The organism is Rhizobium sp. P1_B8, from assembly GCF_056406515.1.
On sequence record NZ_JBFTZZ010000003.1, the window covers coordinates 66,443 to 81,616 of the forward strand.

The 15,174-nt window shown below is 61.3% G+C and carries 17 protein-coding genes; 8 read left to right on the forward strand and 9 right to left on the reverse strand.

Annotation, left to right across the window (positions count from 1 at the left end; all coding sequences use genetic code 11):
• The first annotated feature begins 155 nt into the window (after positions 1-155).
• Positions 156-1,289 carry a helix-turn-helix transcriptional regulator gene (locus AC1D2N_RS05940; RefSeq protein WP_130729083.1) on the forward strand — a complete coding sequence of 378 codons (1,134 nt, stop codon included), beginning with the start codon at positions 156-158 and terminating at the stop codon, positions 1,287-1,289.
• A 78-nt stretch (positions 1,290-1,367) separates the two neighbouring features.
• Here the strand turns inward: AC1D2N_RS05940 and AC1D2N_RS05945 are convergent, their stop codons facing one another.
• Together AC1D2N_RS05945 and AC1D2N_RS05950 are read right to left on the reverse strand one after the other, a co-directional pair.
• Entirely contained in the window at positions 1,368-2,138 is a 771-nt protein-coding gene (locus AC1D2N_RS05945) for an SDR family oxidoreductase (RefSeq protein WP_130729084.1), read from the reverse strand.
• Positions 2,139-2,236: 98 nt separating this feature from the next.
• Complete coding sequence (locus AC1D2N_RS05950) at positions 2,237-3,691, reverse strand: cobyric acid synthase (protein WP_130729482.1); 1,455 nt, start codon at positions 3,689-3,691, stop codon at positions 2,237-2,239.
• 649 nt (positions 3,692-4,340) lie between these two features.
• On the opposite strand from AC1D2N_RS05950, the gene AC1D2N_RS05955 reads away from it, so the two are divergent.
• Together AC1D2N_RS05955 and AC1D2N_RS05960 are read left to right on the forward strand one after the other, a co-directional pair.
• A complete protein-coding gene (locus AC1D2N_RS05955) occupies positions 4,341-5,342 on the forward strand; it encodes a glycine betaine ABC transporter substrate-binding protein (protein WP_018242409.1) in 1,002 nt (333 codons plus the stop codon).
• 19 nt (positions 5,343-5,361) lie between these two features.
• The gene (locus tag AC1D2N_RS05960) at positions 5,362-5,724 is read left to right on the forward strand and encodes a hypothetical protein (RefSeq protein WP_197729029.1); all 363 of its coding nucleotides are present in this window, start codon (positions 5,362-5,364) and stop codon (positions 5,722-5,724) included.
• An 86-nt stretch (positions 5,725-5,810) separates the two neighbouring features.
• Here the strand turns inward: AC1D2N_RS05960 and AC1D2N_RS05965 are convergent, their stop codons facing one another.
• Positions 5,811-5,966 carry an entericidin domain-containing protein gene (locus AC1D2N_RS05965; RefSeq protein ID WP_003540537.1) on the reverse strand — a complete coding sequence of 52 codons (156 nt, stop codon included), beginning with the start codon at positions 5,964-5,966 and terminating at the stop codon, positions 5,811-5,813.
• A 154-nt stretch (positions 5,967-6,120) separates the two neighbouring features.
• Positions 6,121-7,062 carry a LysR family transcriptional regulator gene (locus tag AC1D2N_RS05970; RefSeq protein ID WP_018242411.1) on the reverse strand — a complete coding sequence of 314 codons (942 nt, stop codon included), beginning with the start codon at positions 7,060-7,062 and terminating at the stop codon, positions 6,121-6,123.
• 73 nt (positions 7,063-7,135) lie between these two features.
• On the opposite strand from AC1D2N_RS05970, the gene AC1D2N_RS05975 reads away from it, so the two are divergent.
• Positions 7,136-7,324 (forward strand): hypothetical protein, encoded by a 189-nt coding sequence (locus tag AC1D2N_RS05975; protein ID WP_018242412.1) that lies wholly within the window; start codon positions 7,136-7,138, stop codon positions 7,322-7,324.
• A gap of 112 nt (positions 7,325-7,436) precedes the next feature.
• Here AC1D2N_RS05975 and AC1D2N_RS05980 read toward each other — a convergent pair whose 3' ends face one another.
• Entirely contained in the window at positions 7,437-8,045 is a 609-nt protein-coding gene (locus tag AC1D2N_RS05980) for a LysE/ArgO family amino acid transporter (protein WP_032998455.1), read from the reverse strand.
• A 100-nt stretch (positions 8,046-8,145) separates the two neighbouring features.
• On the opposite strand from AC1D2N_RS05980, the gene AC1D2N_RS05985 reads away from it, so the two are divergent.
• The gene (locus tag AC1D2N_RS05985) at positions 8,146-9,039 is read left to right on the forward strand and encodes a LysR family transcriptional regulator ArgP (protein ID WP_028733113.1); all 894 of its coding nucleotides are present in this window, start codon (positions 8,146-8,148) and stop codon (positions 9,037-9,039) included.
• A 39-nt stretch (positions 9,040-9,078) separates the two neighbouring features.
• Here AC1D2N_RS05985 and AC1D2N_RS05990 read toward each other — a convergent pair whose 3' ends face one another.
• The 4 genes from AC1D2N_RS05990 to AC1D2N_RS06005 all read right to left on the reverse strand — a co-directional run bounded on the left by AC1D2N_RS05990 (position 9,079) and on the right by AC1D2N_RS06005 (position 10,763).
• A complete protein-coding gene (locus tag AC1D2N_RS05990; protein WP_477980923.1) occupies positions 9,079-9,438 on the reverse strand; it encodes a hypothetical protein in 360 nt (119 codons plus the stop codon).
• Positions 9,439-9,548: 110 nt separating this feature from the next.
• Positions 9,549-10,022, reverse strand: a complete 474-nt coding sequence (gene greA, locus AC1D2N_RS05995; RefSeq protein ID WP_477980925.1) for a transcription elongation factor GreA — start codon at positions 10,020-10,022, stop codon at positions 9,549-9,551.
• A 214-nt stretch (positions 10,023-10,236) separates the two neighbouring features.
• Complete coding sequence (locus AC1D2N_RS06000; RefSeq protein WP_028733115.1) at positions 10,237-10,422, reverse strand: DUF3008 family protein; 186 nt, start codon at positions 10,420-10,422, stop codon at positions 10,237-10,239.
• 107 nt (positions 10,423-10,529) lie between these two features.
• Complete coding sequence (locus tag AC1D2N_RS06005; RefSeq protein ID WP_130729087.1) at positions 10,530-10,763, reverse strand: DUF2171 domain-containing protein; 234 nt, start codon at positions 10,761-10,763, stop codon at positions 10,530-10,532.
• 353 nt (positions 10,764-11,116) lie between these two features.
• Here AC1D2N_RS06005 and AC1D2N_RS06010 point away from each other — a divergent pair, with 353 nt between their 5' ends.
• From AC1D2N_RS06010 to AC1D2N_RS06020, 3 genes are read left to right on the forward strand one after another with little or no spacing between them, the layout of a single operon-like run.
• Entirely contained in the window at positions 11,117-12,430 is a 1,314-nt protein-coding gene (locus AC1D2N_RS06010) for an alpha/beta hydrolase (RefSeq protein ID WP_018242418.1), read from the forward strand.
• A gap of 47 nt (positions 12,431-12,477) precedes the next feature.
• The gene (locus AC1D2N_RS06015; RefSeq protein ID WP_130729088.1) at positions 12,478-14,634 is read left to right on the forward strand and encodes a mechanosensitive ion channel family protein; all 2,157 of its coding nucleotides are present in this window, start codon (positions 12,478-12,480) and stop codon (positions 14,632-14,634) included.
• Between the two features lie 55 nt (positions 14,635-14,689).
• Complete coding sequence (locus AC1D2N_RS06020) at positions 14,690-15,088, forward strand: hypothetical protein (protein WP_018242420.1); 399 nt, start codon at positions 14,690-14,692, stop codon at positions 15,086-15,088.
• The last annotated feature ends 86 nt before the right edge of the window (positions 15,089-15,174 follow it).

A 15,174-nucleotide genomic window follows, 5' to 3' on the forward strand; every position in this document is an offset into this window, starting at 1 on the left:
GCCGATTGGATTCCGGCCGGCATTGCGTTGTAAAAAATCCGCGTGATGAAACATCTCCCGCGTGGGGGATGAAATCTTCCGCAAATCCCGGAAATGAAGGCGCCATGGCCGGCGACAATTGACCGTGCTGGCCGGGCTGATGCAGGATTGTGATCATGGAACAGCAGCTGTCGGAAATTATTGGCGCTATTTATGATTGCGTGGCTCGGGAGGATGCCTGGCCGAACGCTCTTCGTCTGATCAATGGCCAGGTCAATGGCTTTCTAACCACGCTTGCGGTCTTCGACACCACCACCCGGTCCGCACGTCTGGCCCAGATCGCCTGCGACGACGGAGAGGCCGTCCGCACCCTCGTGGCGCATGCGAAGGACGTCCCGTTCTTCCACCTTCTCCACCGAATGGAGATCGATCAGCCCGATACGCTGGAGCGGATGTTTTCCCTCTATGGACCCGATGGCGAAGCCATCTGGAAGAGCGGTGCGCTATACCAGAACTTTCATGCCAGGTATGGGGTTTTAAACTCGATCGACATGGCCGTGCTGAAGCGCCCGACCCGGGTCGGAACGATCAACATTTCGGTGCAATACGAACCGAGCGAACGACGCGTCTTCGACATCGTCGGGCTGCTCGGCCCGCATATCCGCCGTGCCGTGACGATCCACGATATGTTCGAGATGGAGCGCGCCGAAGCCGCCGTCCTCAGGGAGGTCATCGACGCTCTCGACCATGCGGTCTTCATCGTTGCAGAAGACATGACAATCCTCTTCGCCAATGAAGCCGCTGAAGCACGGCTGCGCGAGCAGCAGGTGGTGCACTCGCTTTCAGGCCGGCTGGCTGCTCGCTACAGTTATGCAGGCGCCGCCCTTTCCAACGCCGTGACGCTTGGCGCGCGCGACGAAATCAGTCTCGCAGCCGCTGGGATCGATGTTCCCCTTGCCTCGGCCGAACGCCCCGCCGTCGCTCACGTTCTGCCGTTGCAGCGGCGCACCGAAAGGGGACGCTTCGAAAGCCGGGCGGCGGCGGCGATCTTTCTCGCCGCGGCTGGAACGGTGATCCAGTCGGCCGTCGAAGCCGTTGCTGCCCTTTTTGCTCTCACGCCTGCCGAACGGCGCGTGGTCGGCTACGTGTCCGAAGGCATGACGCGATCCGAGATCGCAAATGCACAGGGCGTTGCCGACGGCACCGTGAAATCGCAATTGGCCGCCATCTACGACAAGACGGGAGCGGAAGATCAGCGCAGCCTGCAGCAGCTCGTCCGCGAACTTAGCCCACCTGTCAGGCGCGCCTAAGAAGTCGACATTAAACTTCGGCCGACTGGCAGCAGACGCGAAAAAGCACGCCGGCGCCACGGCAGCTGCGGACTCCGCTCACATCCTGACCGTCATGCCGCCGTCGACCGTCAGTACGTGGCCGTTGACAAAGGAAGCGGCGGCGCTTGCGAGAAAGAGCGCCGCGCCGGCGATCTCGTCCGGCCGTCCCCAGCGTTGAACCGGGATGCGCTGGCGCACGAAGGGCATCAATTCCTCGTTCGCAGCCATCGCCGCGTTCGTCTCGGTGGCAAACCAGCCGGGCGCAATTGCGTTGCTGGTGATGCCGTGCGGGCCGAATTCGACTGCCATGCCGCGCATCAGTCCGGTCAGTCCCTGCTTTGCTGCCGGATAGACGCAGTCGCCGGGCATTACGACATGGCCGCTGATCGAGGTCACCGCGATCAGGCGGCCGTGATGGCGTCGCTTCATCAACACGGCAGCGTCGCGCGAAAGCGTCATCGCCGCTGCTAGGTCGGTGCGCAGCAGCTCGATGATGGCATCATCGTCGAATTCGGCCAGCGGCCGCCTGTCGCGGGCGCCGACATTGTTGATCAAAATATCGAGACGACCATGGATCTTGTCGATATCGGCCATCGCAGCACGCTGTGCCTCGCGGTCGGCGACATCGAATGCGGCGGCCTCCGCCGTGCCGCCAGCGGCACGGATGGTCCCGACGGCGCCTTCCAGCGTCGCCGCCCTGCGTCCGTTGACGATGACATGCGCGCCGGCCTCGGCAAGGGCGCGCGCCATCTCGAAGCCCAGACCACGGCCGCCGCCGGTCACGAGCGCCACCTGACCTGCCAGTGAAAATCTATCCAATATGCTCATGGTTTTCGTCGCTCTCAACCGGGTCCGTCGTGAAATTAATGGACTCAGTCAACTAATTTGGCAATAGCCGAACGACGAGACCGGATAACGCATCCGGCTTAGCCGAGCAGTTCGGCCAGCCAGCGTGGATCGAGGTGGCGTTCCAACTCCCCGGCGACGTCGTCGAGCGCCTGCTCGACGCTCTCGCGGTAATTCCTCCGCCCACCTGATAGGCCGAAGCTTTGAAGCAGCCGGGCGCGATAGGCATCGCTGCCGAAGAGCCCGTGCAGGTAGGTGCCCATGATCCGACCGTCGGCCGACAGCGCGCCGTCGGGCGCGCCGTCAATGATCGCCGAAGGCCGATCGCAATCCGGGCCGCGGGTGATGCCTAGATGGATCTGGTAGCCGGCAAGCGGCGCGCCATATTCGGTCGAGCGAGCCTGGCTGTTGCGCACGGTCTTCTCCGACGCCATCTCGGTCTCGATGTCGAGCAGCCCAAGCCCCGGCGTCTCGTGCGTCCCGCCCTCGATGCCGAGCGGATCATGCACCGTCCGGCCGAGCATCTGGTAGCCGCCGCAGATGCCGATCACCCGGCCGCCGCGCCTGACATGCGCCTTGAGATCGCGGTCCCAGCCCTCAGCCCTGAAGTCGGCGAGATCCGATATCGTCGATTTCGAGCCGGGAAGCACAACGAGGCTCGCATCGGCAGGTATCCGCTCGCCTGATCGCACGAACACCAGCTCGACATCCGGCTCGGTCCTCAGCGGATCGAGATCGTCGAAATTGGCGATGCGCGGCAGCACCGGCACGGCGATCTTCAGCGCGCCCGTCCCGCCCCTCGCCAGCCGTTCGAGCACGACCGAATCTTCGGCCGGCAGGCGTCCCGCACCCGGCAGCCACGGCACGACGCCGAAGCACGGCCAGCCGGTAAAGCCCTCGATGGCGCGGATGCCGTCGTCAAACAGCGAGACGTCGCCGCGGAACTTGTTGATGATATAACCCGCAATCATCGCCCGGTCGCCATCGTCGAGGACTGCATGCGTGCCGACCAGCGAGGCGATGACGCCGCCGCGGTCGATATCGCCGACGAGCACGACAGGCACGCCCGCCTGCGTCGCAAAGCCCATATTGGCGATATCGCCGGCCCTGAGATTGATCTCTGCCGGCGATCCGGCACCCTCGACGATAACGAGGTCGGCGCCCGCAGCCACTTTTTCGAAGCTCTCGAGCACGGCGCCGAGCAACTGTGGCTTCAGCCGCTGGTAGTCGCGCCCCTTCGCCTGGCCGAACACCCTGCCCTGCACGATGATCTGGCTGCCATTCTCCGATTGCGGCTTAAGCAGCACCGGATTCATGTGCACCGAGGATGGCGTGCGCGCGGCCAGCGATTGCAGCCACTGCGCCCGGCCGATCTCGCCGCCGTCATCGGCGACCGCCGCATTGTTCGACATATTCTGGGGCTTGAACGGCCGGACCGTCAGCCCGCGATTGGCCGCCAGCCGGCAGAGGCCTGCAACCAGAACCGTCTTGCCGACATCGGAGCCGGTTCCCTGCAGCATGATCGCTCTTGGCATGGTGGCCCGCATCCGCCTCTCGTTCAGGCGAGGCCTACAATAGGCGGTAATCCCGGGTCAAGACTTGCCCCAAAGTTCCGTGCCGCAAACGCGAAAACCGCGCATGGCCTTGGCTCTGCGCGGTTTGCCGAAAACTCAGGCGTCTTCGCCCCTACACGGCGAAGCTCGCTTTCTCCGGTACGCACTACCTGAACCAGAGAAGCGGCGGTCATTGCTGCCACGACCCAACTGATAACGGCACATTCTTACCGGAGGGTTATTGAAGGCTTACGCAAATGTTAATTTTGATCTTTTTTGACATTCTCGTCGAAATTTCTGCCGAAGATCCGCCGCCGATCGCGAAGAGCGTGCATTTCGCCCAGGGGCGCCATTTTCGGGATCTTCACATAAATTCTTCGAATTCAATCATTTAGTCACGCAACCATGAGCAGAAGATGGTTGATTTCTGCGAGCGAACGCGTAGGCTCCGTCATAATGCGCCATTGTTGAACATGGCCTGCGACGAGTTGCCGGAGCCGCAAGGACGGACGGTGCCATGAACCGGAAAGCCTGTTGCTGTATCGCCCGGCAGGCGTTTTCCCCTCAGGTGCCAGAGATATATGTCGGTTGATTTCAGAGCCTGCGCGTCCGCCTAAGAAGAATTCGGGGAATGACGATGAAGACGTTTCTGATTCCGGCCGTCTTTGCCGCGGCTCTTTCTACCGTTGCGCCGGCTGAAGCAGCCGAATGCGGCACCGTTTCGATCGCCGAAATGAAATGGGCCTCGGCAGGAATTGCGGCGAGCTTCGACAAGATCATCCTGGAAAAGGGCTACGGCTGTTCCGTCACCATTGTCGATGGCGACACCCTGCCGACCTTTGCCTCGATGAATGAGAAAGGCACCCCTGACATCGCCTCGGAATACTGGATCAATTCCGTCAGGGCCCTGCTCGATCAAGCCGTCAACAGCGGCCGGCTGGTGCAGGGGGCCGAAATCCTGGCTGACGGCGCCGTCGAGGGTTGGTGGATCCCGAAATTCATCGCCGACGCCCACCCCGACATCCGCTCGGTCGAAGACGCGCTGAGACATCCCGAGCTCTTCCCCGCCGAGGACGACCCATCGAAGGGCGCAGTCTACAACTGTCCCGCCGACTGGAGCTGCCAGATATCAACCACCAACCTGTTCAAGGCGCTTGCTGCCGACAAGAAAAGCTTCGAGCTTGTCGAAACCGGCAGTCCCGAACAGTTGGATGCCTCGATTGCCCGCGCTTTCGAAAACAAGGTCGGCTGGCTCGGTTATTACTGGGCGCCGACCGCCATCCTCGGCAAATATGACATGACGCGCCTGAGCTTCGGCGTCGGCCACAACAAGAACGAATGGGACCGCTGTACCGCAGTTGCCGGCTGCGCCAGGCCGCAGCTGAATTCCTACCCGGTCTCGCGCGCCTTCACACTGATGACCCGGTCTTTCGCCAGCCGTGCCGGACCTGTCACGACCTATCTCAAGACCCGCAAATGGGACAATGAGACGATCAACCAGGTGCTCGCCTGGCAGGACGAAAACCGCGAAAGCAACGAGGATGCCGCGATCTATTTCCTTCGCAATTACGAGGGCCTGTGGACGAAATGGGTGCCTGTCGATGTAGCCGAGAAGGTCAAGGCGAGCTTATAACGACAAGACACGAGCAAGCATGGACGATTCGATGACAGGCAATGTTCCCTTTCCCGACCGCGATACCGTTGCGGAAAAGCTTGCCGCGCTGTCGGAGACCGACAAGTCGTATGTGGGGCTACTGATGGAAAACGCCGCCCAGGACGACAACCTGCTCGACGGCCTGCGCCGCCATCTCGATCTTGCCGCCGGATCGCGTTTCCTGAACTCGCTGAAGCTCGAAAATCTGGGAATTTGGCTCGGAACCCAGGCGCCGGACCGGTTACAGATCCGACTGATGGAAACCGCCCGCTCCAGCCAACATCCCGCCTACCAAGCCTTCCGGACCGGTCTCGACCGATCCGGCGGGCTGGAAAAGGTTTATCCCCCGGTCCTCCGTTAGGATGGTCCGGCCCCGGTCATCCGTTAGGATGATCCGACTCCGGTCAGCACCTGATCCGGCGATTATGGCAGCGATCTGAACGGTCGTTACTTCTTCGCGGCGCGGTCGACTGAGCGGCCGGCATCCTGCGTGGCGTTCACGGTATTTGCTGTATCCTTTCCTATGCCGCGGATCGTGTTTCCGCAGGAGGAAAGGGCAAGAAGAACCATCAAGGCTGCGGCAATTTTGGCCGTTGTCGTCATCTCGGATATCCTTGTTTGAAATCAACCCCGAACGGCGACAATTGCCGTCCGCGCCGATAACGCACGACAAACCAAAAGGTTCACCGGCTAGAAGGATACCTGTCAGACTATCCGCGCATAATCCTTTGCGAAAATCGAATCGGATTTTCGGGGATTAGGCGGCGACCGCCTTTGCTCTCTCGGCAAAGGCGCCGCGAATGCTGTCGGCCACCGTCTCGATCGGCCCCGACACCTGCGAGGCGGTTAGCAGCCGGATATCGAAGGCGCCGAGTTCCGGCAGCCCTTCCTGAGGCCCGAGGATCGCCATGTCCTCGTTGACATAGGACAGCGGCAGTGGCGCGATGGCGAGATCAGAAAGCACGGCGGCGCGCTGCGCCATCGTGTGGCCGCTGAGATAGGCGACGCGATAATGCCGCTTGTTGCGTTCGAGTTGGGAGAGCGCCTCCTGGCGCCAGATGCAGCCATCCTCCCAGATCGAGATCGGCAGGGGATCTCGGCGATGCGCCGAACCGCACCTGGCGCCAGCCCAGACCAGCCGCTCGCGGAACACGACCTCGCCGCCCGTCGGAAACGGCCGTGTCGCACAGTTGATCAACGCGAGGTCGAGCCGCTGCTCCTCCATGCGCTTCTTCAGTCCGATGCTCATGTCGATCGTCACATCGACCATGATGCCGGGATAGCTCTCGGCGAAACTCTTCAGGATGCTCGGCAGCAGCCGTTCGCCGATATCCTCAGGCGCGCCGAGCCGCACGACGCCGCTAAGCTCGGGCATGATGAAGCGCGACACCGCCTCGTTCGACAGCGCCAGGATGTTGCGCGCGTAGGACAGCAACATCTCGCCGTGGCGCGTCAGCGATACCGAGCGGGCGTCGCGCAGAAACAGTGTTGCCCCCAGTTGTTCTTCAAGTTTCTTGATCTGCATCGACACCGCCGATGGCGTGCGGAAGACCGCCTCTGCGGCGGTGGAAAAATTGCCTGTCTCTGCGATAGCCACGAAGGTACGCAGCACCTCGTTATCAAGCAGCGGAATGGGACGGCGAAAGGGAATGCTCATCGTCGCATCTTTCAATTTTTCTGATTCATAACCCCATATCATTTTGTTTGATTGAATGTCAATTGACCCTCATATTTCGGGCGTCGGCAGCTAAATGCAGCAAAGGAGGCCCGACATGCCTCAAACAAACATCTGGAATATCGTACAGGCCCTTTCCGCATTCAAGTCGCAGAGGCGCAGGGATGCGAACCATGAGCATGCGCTCCGAGAGCTAAGGCGCTTTCCGCCACATCTGCTGGCAGATTGCCAGCGCGAGCTAGAGTTGACCGTCCCGGAGCGCCGCGCGTGCGATGGGACGCGGTAGAGACGCTTCATCCCTTTGAATCCGCTCAGGATCTGGGCACATCGATGCCGGGCCAACTCGCAACGTCTTACTCGACTTGCGCCGCAGCGGATGATCGACGGTCGAACGCCGATCACATCCCGCCCAGCAGTTTGAACGCTATGATCCACATCGTGAAAGCGACGAGCGTTTCCAGCATGCGCCAGGATGAGGGTTTCGAGAAGATCGGCCGCAGCCGCTTTGCGCCATATCCGAGCGAAAAGAAGAACAGGAAGGAACCCGTCACCGCCCCTGCCGCAAAGGAAACCTGCTCTCCCGGATATCGCGTCGATATCGTGCCGAGCAGCACGACCGTGTCGAGATAGACGTGGGGATTGAGCCAGGTGAGTGCGAGGCAGGTCGCCAGCGTCTGCCGAAAACTCGACGACTTTGCTTCCCCGGCCGTCAGAGCAGCGGACGACCGCAAGGCGGAATAGAGGCTTCTTGCCCCGTACCAGACCAGAAATGCGGCTCCGCCATAGCGCATGACCGGGTCGAGCCAGGGCATGAACCTGGCGATCTGCTGGAGGCTGGTCACACCAAGTACGATCAGCGCGGCATCCGATACCGCGCATGCGAGGCAGACGGCAAAGATATGTTCGTTTCGCAAGCCTTGGCGGAGGATGAAGGCGTTCTGCGCGCCAATGGCGACAATCAGGCTGAGGCCCATCATCAAGCCGGTTATATAGATCGAAAAATTCATCTCTTCGGCCGACGCCCCTCATTTCGGTAAGGTTGCGCTATCGCGATTGGGAGAATTAGGCTAGTTAATCTGACTTACCTAGATTAAGTGAAACTAATCCATGCTCGACTATCCCGCACTTCGTGCCGTCGCAACCATTGTCCAGACAGGCAGCTTCGAGAGAGCCGCGACCGTCCTGAGCGTGACCCCGTCGGCCATTTCGCAGCGCGTGAAGCAGCTCGAAGAGCGTCTCGGCGTCGTCCTCATCGTCAGAGGCACGCCGTGCACGGCGACGGAAAAGGGAGAATGGCTCTGCCGCCATATGGAGAATGTCGGCATGCTCGAAGCAGAACTCTTCGGGCAGCTGCCGGCCCTCATCGATCCCGACGAACCTCGCCAAAGGGTCACGCTTCAAATCGCGACGAACGCCGACAGCCTCGGGACATGGTTCGTCGAGGCCATGTCGAGTTTCGCCAGGAGCTCTTCCTATCTGCTGAACGTCGCCGTCGACGACCAGGACCACACCGCCGAATGGCTACAGCGCGGGCGGGTGATCGCCGCTGTCACCAGCCTGGAAAAGCCGGTCCGCGGATGCCGACGTTTTGCACTCGGCATTCTGCGTTACCACGCAACCGCAACGCCCGATTTCGTCGCACGGCACTTTCCGCATGGCGTGACATCAGAGGCAATCCGCAACGCCCCGGCGCTGACCTTCAATCAGAAGGACAGGTTACAAAGCAGTTGGGTGCGGCGGATGTTCGGACGCGATCTCGACTATCCTACCCATTGGCTGCCGTCGCCGCAAAGTTTCGTCGAAGCCAGCCTCTCGGGCATGGGTTGGGGGATGAACCCGACCCAGCTGACCCGCGAGCATCTCGCGTCCGGACGGCTGGTCGAGCTGGTGCCCGACACACCGCTCGATGTCCCGCTCTACTGGCAGATAAACCGCCTCGCCGCCGATCGCCTGGCGGATCTGACGCGCGAAGTCGTCACAGTGGCCAAGCGCCGTCTTTGACGCGTCACTCAAGAATGCAGCAGAACCGGGTCGCTTTTATCAAACGTAAGCCGTGCGGCTGCCGAACTCACTGGTCTCGTCAAAATTCGTCGTGCCGATACGCTCGCTTTCGCCGGAAAATTCTTTCGGAGCGTCACCGGCAGGCTTCGATGCAGCAGACGCCTGAGTTTGGCTGCTCTCGCTCGCTTCGAGCTTGGCAATCTTCGCTTCCAGCRTATCGATGGATTTTTCGATCGTGGCCTTCTCTTGCTCGTCCTGCGTTTCCGACAGGGCTGCCTTCTTTTCGGCAAGCTGTGCCTCGAGAGAGGCAAGCTGATCCGACGAACTGGAAGACGAGATTGTAGCGGCTGAACTCAAAATGGTGGATGCAGAACTGGAAATTGCGCTGACCATGAGCATGACTTTCGATGGTGGAATGTCATCGTTCTAGCCACGGATGGTAAAGGCTCGATAAATAAAGTACCGGATAGTACCAAAATAACGGGGATGGCTACGCAAATAGCGCGTTCCTATGCGATGGCGATGATTTCCAGTTCCTGGCCGCCTGTCTCCACCAAATCGCCGACAGCCTTGCCCATCAGCAACCGCGCCACCGGGGAAACGTAGGAAATCGATCCGGCCTTGGGATCGGCTTCGTCCTCTCCGACGATACGATAGGTCTGCACGCGCCCGTCGTCACGGCGGAAAGTCACCGTGCTGCCGAAGGCGACGGTGTCGATTGACGTAGGGTCAGGCACGAGCTGGGCGGTGCGAAGTCTTGCGGCTAAGTAGCGAAGATCACGCAAGGGATTGGCTGTCTGCCGCCGCCGTTCGTTCACGTCGTCGATGGTGCTCGCGCCATCATAGGCCTCGCGAGCCTCTTTGAAGCGCAGCTCGAGAGCCTTCAGTCCTGCTTCCGTAACAAGGTTCGGATGCGCCGAAATCGGACGCAGGGTTTCCGAAGCGGTTTCGAAACTCTCTTCCTTGGTAAAAGCGACGGCCAATCTCGGACTCCGTTTTAGCGCGATGCGCTCTTCTAGCTGATGGGCAATTGCCGCGAAACGATTGTCGGAACCATACACCGACCGCGGACGAACCGCCAATCTCGGTTGATAGGCGGCCGGCGCCGGCGGCAGAGGCAGCCCGCTTTCAAGGTCACCGCCCCGTAGCTGTTAAGCGGCGGAAACGTTCAGCAACACATGGCGGTGCTCGGCACCCTCATTTCGAAACGTGCTGGGGTTTGCCCTTCCTCTTGGTTGAGGCGAACTCTTCGAGCTGCTTTTCGCTCATGGATTCGACCATTTGTTTCGAGGCACCTTTGAGTTCACTCTTGGGTGTCTCGCCGCGCTTGGCCGAGAGGGCGGCGCCTGCGGCCTTCTGCTGGGCCCTGGACTTGGCTGGCATATCGATCTCCTATCGCTTGAACGGGCGGTGGCCGGCGTCAAAGTCATCATGCTCTAACTATCCTGTTCTAAGGAGGCTGCGGCCCGCAAGCCGCAGCCGACCGGCTGTCAGTTGATGGTGGCCCACTGGCTTCGAACATCCCTGGCGTTCTTCGACAGATGGACGTGAGCATCCACGTGATCGACCCAATCGATCGGGATCAAGTGGTGCTTGCCGTCCTCCGAATCGAGCTTCGTCAGCTTGGTGCGCGTGGGGCCGTCGAGATGATCGACTGTGCCGACATGGGTGCCGTCGGCAGCCCGCACTTCCATATGTTCACGGATCTGCTCTGCGGAAATCATCGTTTCCTCCTTTGCATCATTGTCAGGTACGAAGCGGCAACGAGGTGGAGCAGACTTGGTTCCCAACACGCGCGACCGTGTTCAATCAGCAGTCACGTCCCAATTGTCGTCCGGGTTGAAGGTCCGGATGCCAGTTCGCGAGGCGGGAGCGGCGGTGCCCGATAAATCGGCGTCGGCTGCTCCCACCTTCTCGGATCTGCAACCCCGCTGACACTGTCTCTGCGTAACATACCCCGATTATACGGGTAACGTCTCCGATCTTCGCGTAGTCTGGCCTTGTGCAGACTTCGACCGCCGCGGCGTGCGGCGTCGAGGCCTGCTTGAACTCGGCAGAGTTATGAGGAGCAGCCGCAGTGAGCACAGCAAGATGTCATGATGGCCGAATTCAACCGAGACTTTACCCAGGTCTGGAATGGATCTTGGCTCTCCTGCTGCTCTGCGTATTGGTCGGATGTGGCGGCCACCCGAAGAATGTGCTCATCCCCGTTGCCGACAGCGCGCCGAATTCCACCAAGGTCGACATGCTAGTGACCACGACGCGCAGCCGCTCCACGATACGGGGCGAAATGTTTACAGGCGAGCGCGCACTCGCCCCGGCCTTTGCCGACATCACCGTATCCATCCCCCCTGCAAACGTCCGAAAGGTCGGCGAAGTCGCCTGGCCGAAGAGGCTTCCATCCAATCCCGCAACCGATTTCGCAACCTTGAAAGCCGACGAGATCACGCGCGACGACGCCAAGAAATGGCTGAGCGCCTCGGTCAGGAAGAGCCACGACCGCAGCGTGCTGGTGTTCATCCACGGCTTCAACAACCGCTTCGAAGACTCCGTTTATCGCTTCGCTCAGATCGTCAAGGATTCCGGCGTCCATAGTGCTCCCGTGCTCGTGACATGGCCGTCGCGCGGCAGTCTGCTTGCATACGGATATGACAGGGAGAGCACGAACTACACGCGCAACGCATTGGAGATGCTCTTCCAATATCTCGCCAGGGATCCTGAAGTGAAGGAGGTGTCCATCCTCGCGCATTCCATGGGGAACTGGCTGGCGCTGGAAGCGCTTCGCCAGATGGCGATCCGCAACGGCCGCCTCCCTGCCAAGTTCGAGAATGTGATGCTGGCCTCGCCCGACGTGGATGTCGATGTCTTCCGCCAGCAGATCGTCGACATGGGCAAGCAGCATCCGCAGTTCACCTTGTTCGTCTCGCGAGATGACCGCGCGCTCGCAGTATCCCGCAGGGTATGGGGTGACGTCGCGAGACTCGGCGCCATCGATCCCGAGCAGGCTCCCTTCAAGAAGGAACTGGCCGACAGCCAGATCACGGTGATCGACCTCACCAAAGTCAAAGCGGGCGACAGACTGAACCACGGGAAATTTGCAGAATCGCCCGAGGTTGTTCAGCTGATCGGAGCGCGGATTTCCGACGGCCAGACGCTTACTGACAGCAAGGTCGGGCTCGGGGACAAGATCCTTGCCGCAACAACGAGCACGGCCGCCGCAGCGGGCAGCGCAGCCGGCCTGATCCTTGCCGCCCCGGTCGCAGTCGTCGATGCCGACACCAGAGATAATTATGCCGGCCAGGTCAGCGGCCTCACGGGTCCTATGGGCAAACAGCAGCGGGCGCCCGACTGCACTGCCGGAGGCCGATCGAAGGAGTCGTGCAGGCAATAGCGGTTCAGGAATTGGCAACTGACAGTTCACAAAGATCAGGATAGACAATGCCACGAGTTTCCAAGATCCGCATGGTTAGATCGCTTCTCACGGCGGCCACCCTGGCGGCCGTTCTCCTTTGTGCCTCCATTGCCGTGGCTCAGAGCGTGACGCCTGCGAACGCGCAGCCTGAAAGCGTTCAACGCTTCATTGGGATGTTCTCGGATCCTGACGTCCAGCGCTTCCTGCAACAGCAGTCCCAAGCAGCCCAGGCTGCGGCGAAACCGCCCTTGGAAACCCCGAACGCCGACCCTTCATTCTCGGAATTCGCGATGCGGTTCCGTGTCCACGTTTCCGGCCTTCTCGGGGCTATCAAGTCTTTTCCTTCGGAGACGATGCGTGGTGCGGGCATACTCAACCAGGACGTCCAGGCGAATGGCGGGACGAGGCCGATCTTCCTGGTCGCGGCCTTCGTCGCTGTCGGTCTGGCCGCGCAATTGCTGTTCTGGTGGATCAGCGCCGGCTGGCGCGCATGGATGGCGCGCGCGCCCTTTGCCACGGTCCGCGAGAGGGTGGTGGCACTGGCCGCGAGGCTTCTGTGGGCGGCATGTTACGTCCTCTCCTTCGGGCTTGGCAGCATCGGCTTCTTCCTGCTGTTCCAATGGCCGCCTGTTATCCGGGAGATCGTCGTCGGCTATCTCTTCGCGATCGTCGTCTTCCGCCTGGCGAGCGCGCTTTTCGACGTGCTTCTCGCGCCCCGGGCAGAGGAAGAGGGTCGATTCCGTGTCGTCCCGATCACGAAGGATGCCGCCCGCCACTGGGCGAAACGCCTGGGCTATCTCGTCGGCTGGTATGCCTTTGGCTGGGTGACCATCCGCCTGCTCGGCACTCTCGGCTTTTCCGACCCGGCCCGGCAACTGGTCGCCTATTCGCTTGGCCTCGTGCTGCTCGTCATCGGCATCGAAGCCGTTTGGAGACGCCCGTCCGGATTGTCTGCCGGCCAAGCCAGCCGGATCGGACTACGCGCCCGGAACTGGCTCTGGACGGTCTATTTCGCTGGCGTCTGGCTGCTGTGGGTGGTGGGAGCCATGAAGCTGTTCTGGATCGCGGTGGTCTGCGCGGCGTTGCCCGGCGCCATCGCCCTCACCAAGGCGTCGGTTAACAATATCCTGCACTCTTCCGCGGACCAGGAGGACGGCCAGCAAAGAAGCACCGTCGCTTCGGTGATTATCGAGCGCGGCATAAGGGCGGCGCTGATCGTCGGTGCGATCGTTCTGCTTGCGGACGCCTTGGACGTCAGACTGACGCAGATGACGATGCAGGATTCGCCGCTTCTCCGCCTCGTGCGCGGTCTCTTCAGCGCCGGGATCATTCTCCTGGTTGTCGATCTCGCCTGGAATGTGGTGAAAGTGCTGATCGATCGCAAGCTGGGCGACACCGAGGCCGTCCTTGAAGTCGGCAGCGAACGGGAGCGGCGGCGCACGCGTCTCAGGACCCTGCTGCCGATCCTTCGCAATTTCCTCATGATCCTCTTCGTCGCCATCGCGATCATGATGGCGCTGTCATCGCTCGGTGTGGAAATCGGCCCATTGATCGCCGGTGCCGGCGTAGTTGGCGTCGCCATCGGCTTTGGTGCGCAGACCGTGGTCAAGGACGTGATCAGCGGGATGTTCTACCTGCTCGACGACGCCTTCAGGGTGGGCGAATATATTCAGAGCGGCAGCTACAAGGGCACCGTCGAGTCCTTCAGTTTGCGATCCATCAAGCTCCGGCACCACCGCGGCGCCGTCTACATCGTCCCCTTCAGCGAGCTCGGAGCAGTCCAGAACATGAGCCGCGACTGGGTGATCGAGAAGATGACTATCACCATCACCTACGATTCCGACATCGAGAAGGCCCGCAAGATCATCAAGAAAATCGGCCTGGAACTGTTCGAGGATCCGGAATTCAAACCGACGACGATCGAGCCGCTGAAAATGCAGGGGATCGACAGCCTGGGTGACTCCGGCCTGCTCCTGCGGATGAAGGTCATGACGCTTCCGGGCCAGCAGTTCACGCTGAAGCGGCGCGCCCTGCGGATGATCCATCAGGCGTTCAACGAAAACGGCATCAAGCTCGCCGTGCCAACCGTCCAGGTCTCGGGCGGAAAGGACGACGCTGTTGCCGCCGCTGCCCAGCAGACGCTCGCGACGCATAGTGCGGCGAGCGCCACGAACCCGGCCTGAGCGCGGCATTCTTCAGGCCCTTAAACAAGACACGAAAGCAATGGGAGGAAATGAAATGAAGTTCCCGGTCAACCTATCGCATGTGCTTGCGACACTTGCCGTGCTGATGACGGTCTGCGCGCCCCTCCTCGTACCGGCGACGGCCGAAGCCCGTCGCGGCGCTGCGGCCTGCGGCCCGAGGGGCTGCGGCGCTGCGGCTTGCGGACCGCGCGGATGCGCTGCGGTCGGACGCACCAGTCCTGCCGTTCGGCCGCCCGTCCGGCGCGGCGTCGTGGTGGTGACCCCTCGCCGCTACTGGCGTCCGGGTACCGCCATCGCCGCAGGCGCCGCCATCGGCTTCGTCGCCGGAGCTGCCGCCGTTTCATTGGCAGGTACGCCGCCTCAGTCCGGTCAGTGCTGGTACTACACCTCACCCGACAAGACGACGGGCTTCTGGGACGTATGCCCGCGCTGAGTGGCTCGCAGAAGGCTCGCGAGTCGGCATCACGGCCACTATCATCGCCTCCGGCAAAGTCGTCTCGATCGCCAGCGCGATACTCG

Coding starts and splice junctions, on each gene's coding strand:
- AC1D2N_RS05940 (WP_130729083.1), top strand. CDS start 156: ATGGAACAGCAGCTGTCGGAAATTATTGGCGCTATTTATGATTGCGTG.
- AC1D2N_RS05945 (WP_130729084.1), bottom strand. CDS start 2,138: ATGAGCATATTGGATAGATTTTCACTGGCAGGTCAGGTGGCGCTCGTG.
- AC1D2N_RS05950 (WP_130729482.1), bottom strand. CDS start 3,691: ATGCCAAGAGCGATCATGCTGCAGGGAACCGGCTCCGATGTCGGCAAG.
- AC1D2N_RS05955 (WP_018242409.1), top strand. CDS start 4,341: ATGACGATGAAGACGTTTCTGATTCCGGCCGTCTTTGCCGCGGCTCTT.
- AC1D2N_RS05960 (WP_197729029.1), top strand. CDS start 5,362: ATGGACGATTCGATGACAGGCAATGTTCCCTTTCCCGACCGCGATACC.
- AC1D2N_RS05965 (WP_003540537.1), bottom strand. CDS start 5,966: ATGACGACAACGGCCAAAATTGCCGCAGCCTTGATGGTTCTTCTTGCC.
- AC1D2N_RS05970 (WP_018242411.1), bottom strand. CDS start 7,062: ATGATATGGGGTTATGAATCAGAAAAATTGAAAGATGCGACGATGAGC.
- AC1D2N_RS05975 (WP_018242412.1), top strand. CDS start 7,136: ATGCCTCAAACAAACATCTGGAATATCGTACAGGCCCTTTCCGCATTC.
- AC1D2N_RS05980 (WP_032998455.1), bottom strand. CDS start 8,045: ATGAATTTTTCGATCTATATAACCGGCTTGATGATGGGCCTCAGCCTG.
- AC1D2N_RS05985 (WP_028733113.1), top strand. CDS start 8,146: ATGCTCGACTATCCCGCACTTCGTGCCGTCGCAACCATTGTCCAGACA.
- AC1D2N_RS06000 (WP_028733115.1), bottom strand. CDS start 10,422: ATGCCAGCCAAGTCCAGGGCCCAGCAGAAGGCCGCAGGCGCCGCCCTC.
- AC1D2N_RS06005 (WP_130729087.1), bottom strand. CDS start 10,763: ATGATTTCCGCAGAGCAGATCCGTGAACATATGGAAGTGCGGGCTGCC.
- AC1D2N_RS06015 (WP_130729088.1), top strand. CDS start 12,478: ATGCCACGAGTTTCCAAGATCCGCATGGTTAGATCGCTTCTCACGGCG.
- AC1D2N_RS06020 (WP_018242420.1), top strand. CDS start 14,690: ATGAAGTTCCCGGTCAACCTATCGCATGTGCTTGCGACACTTGCCGTG.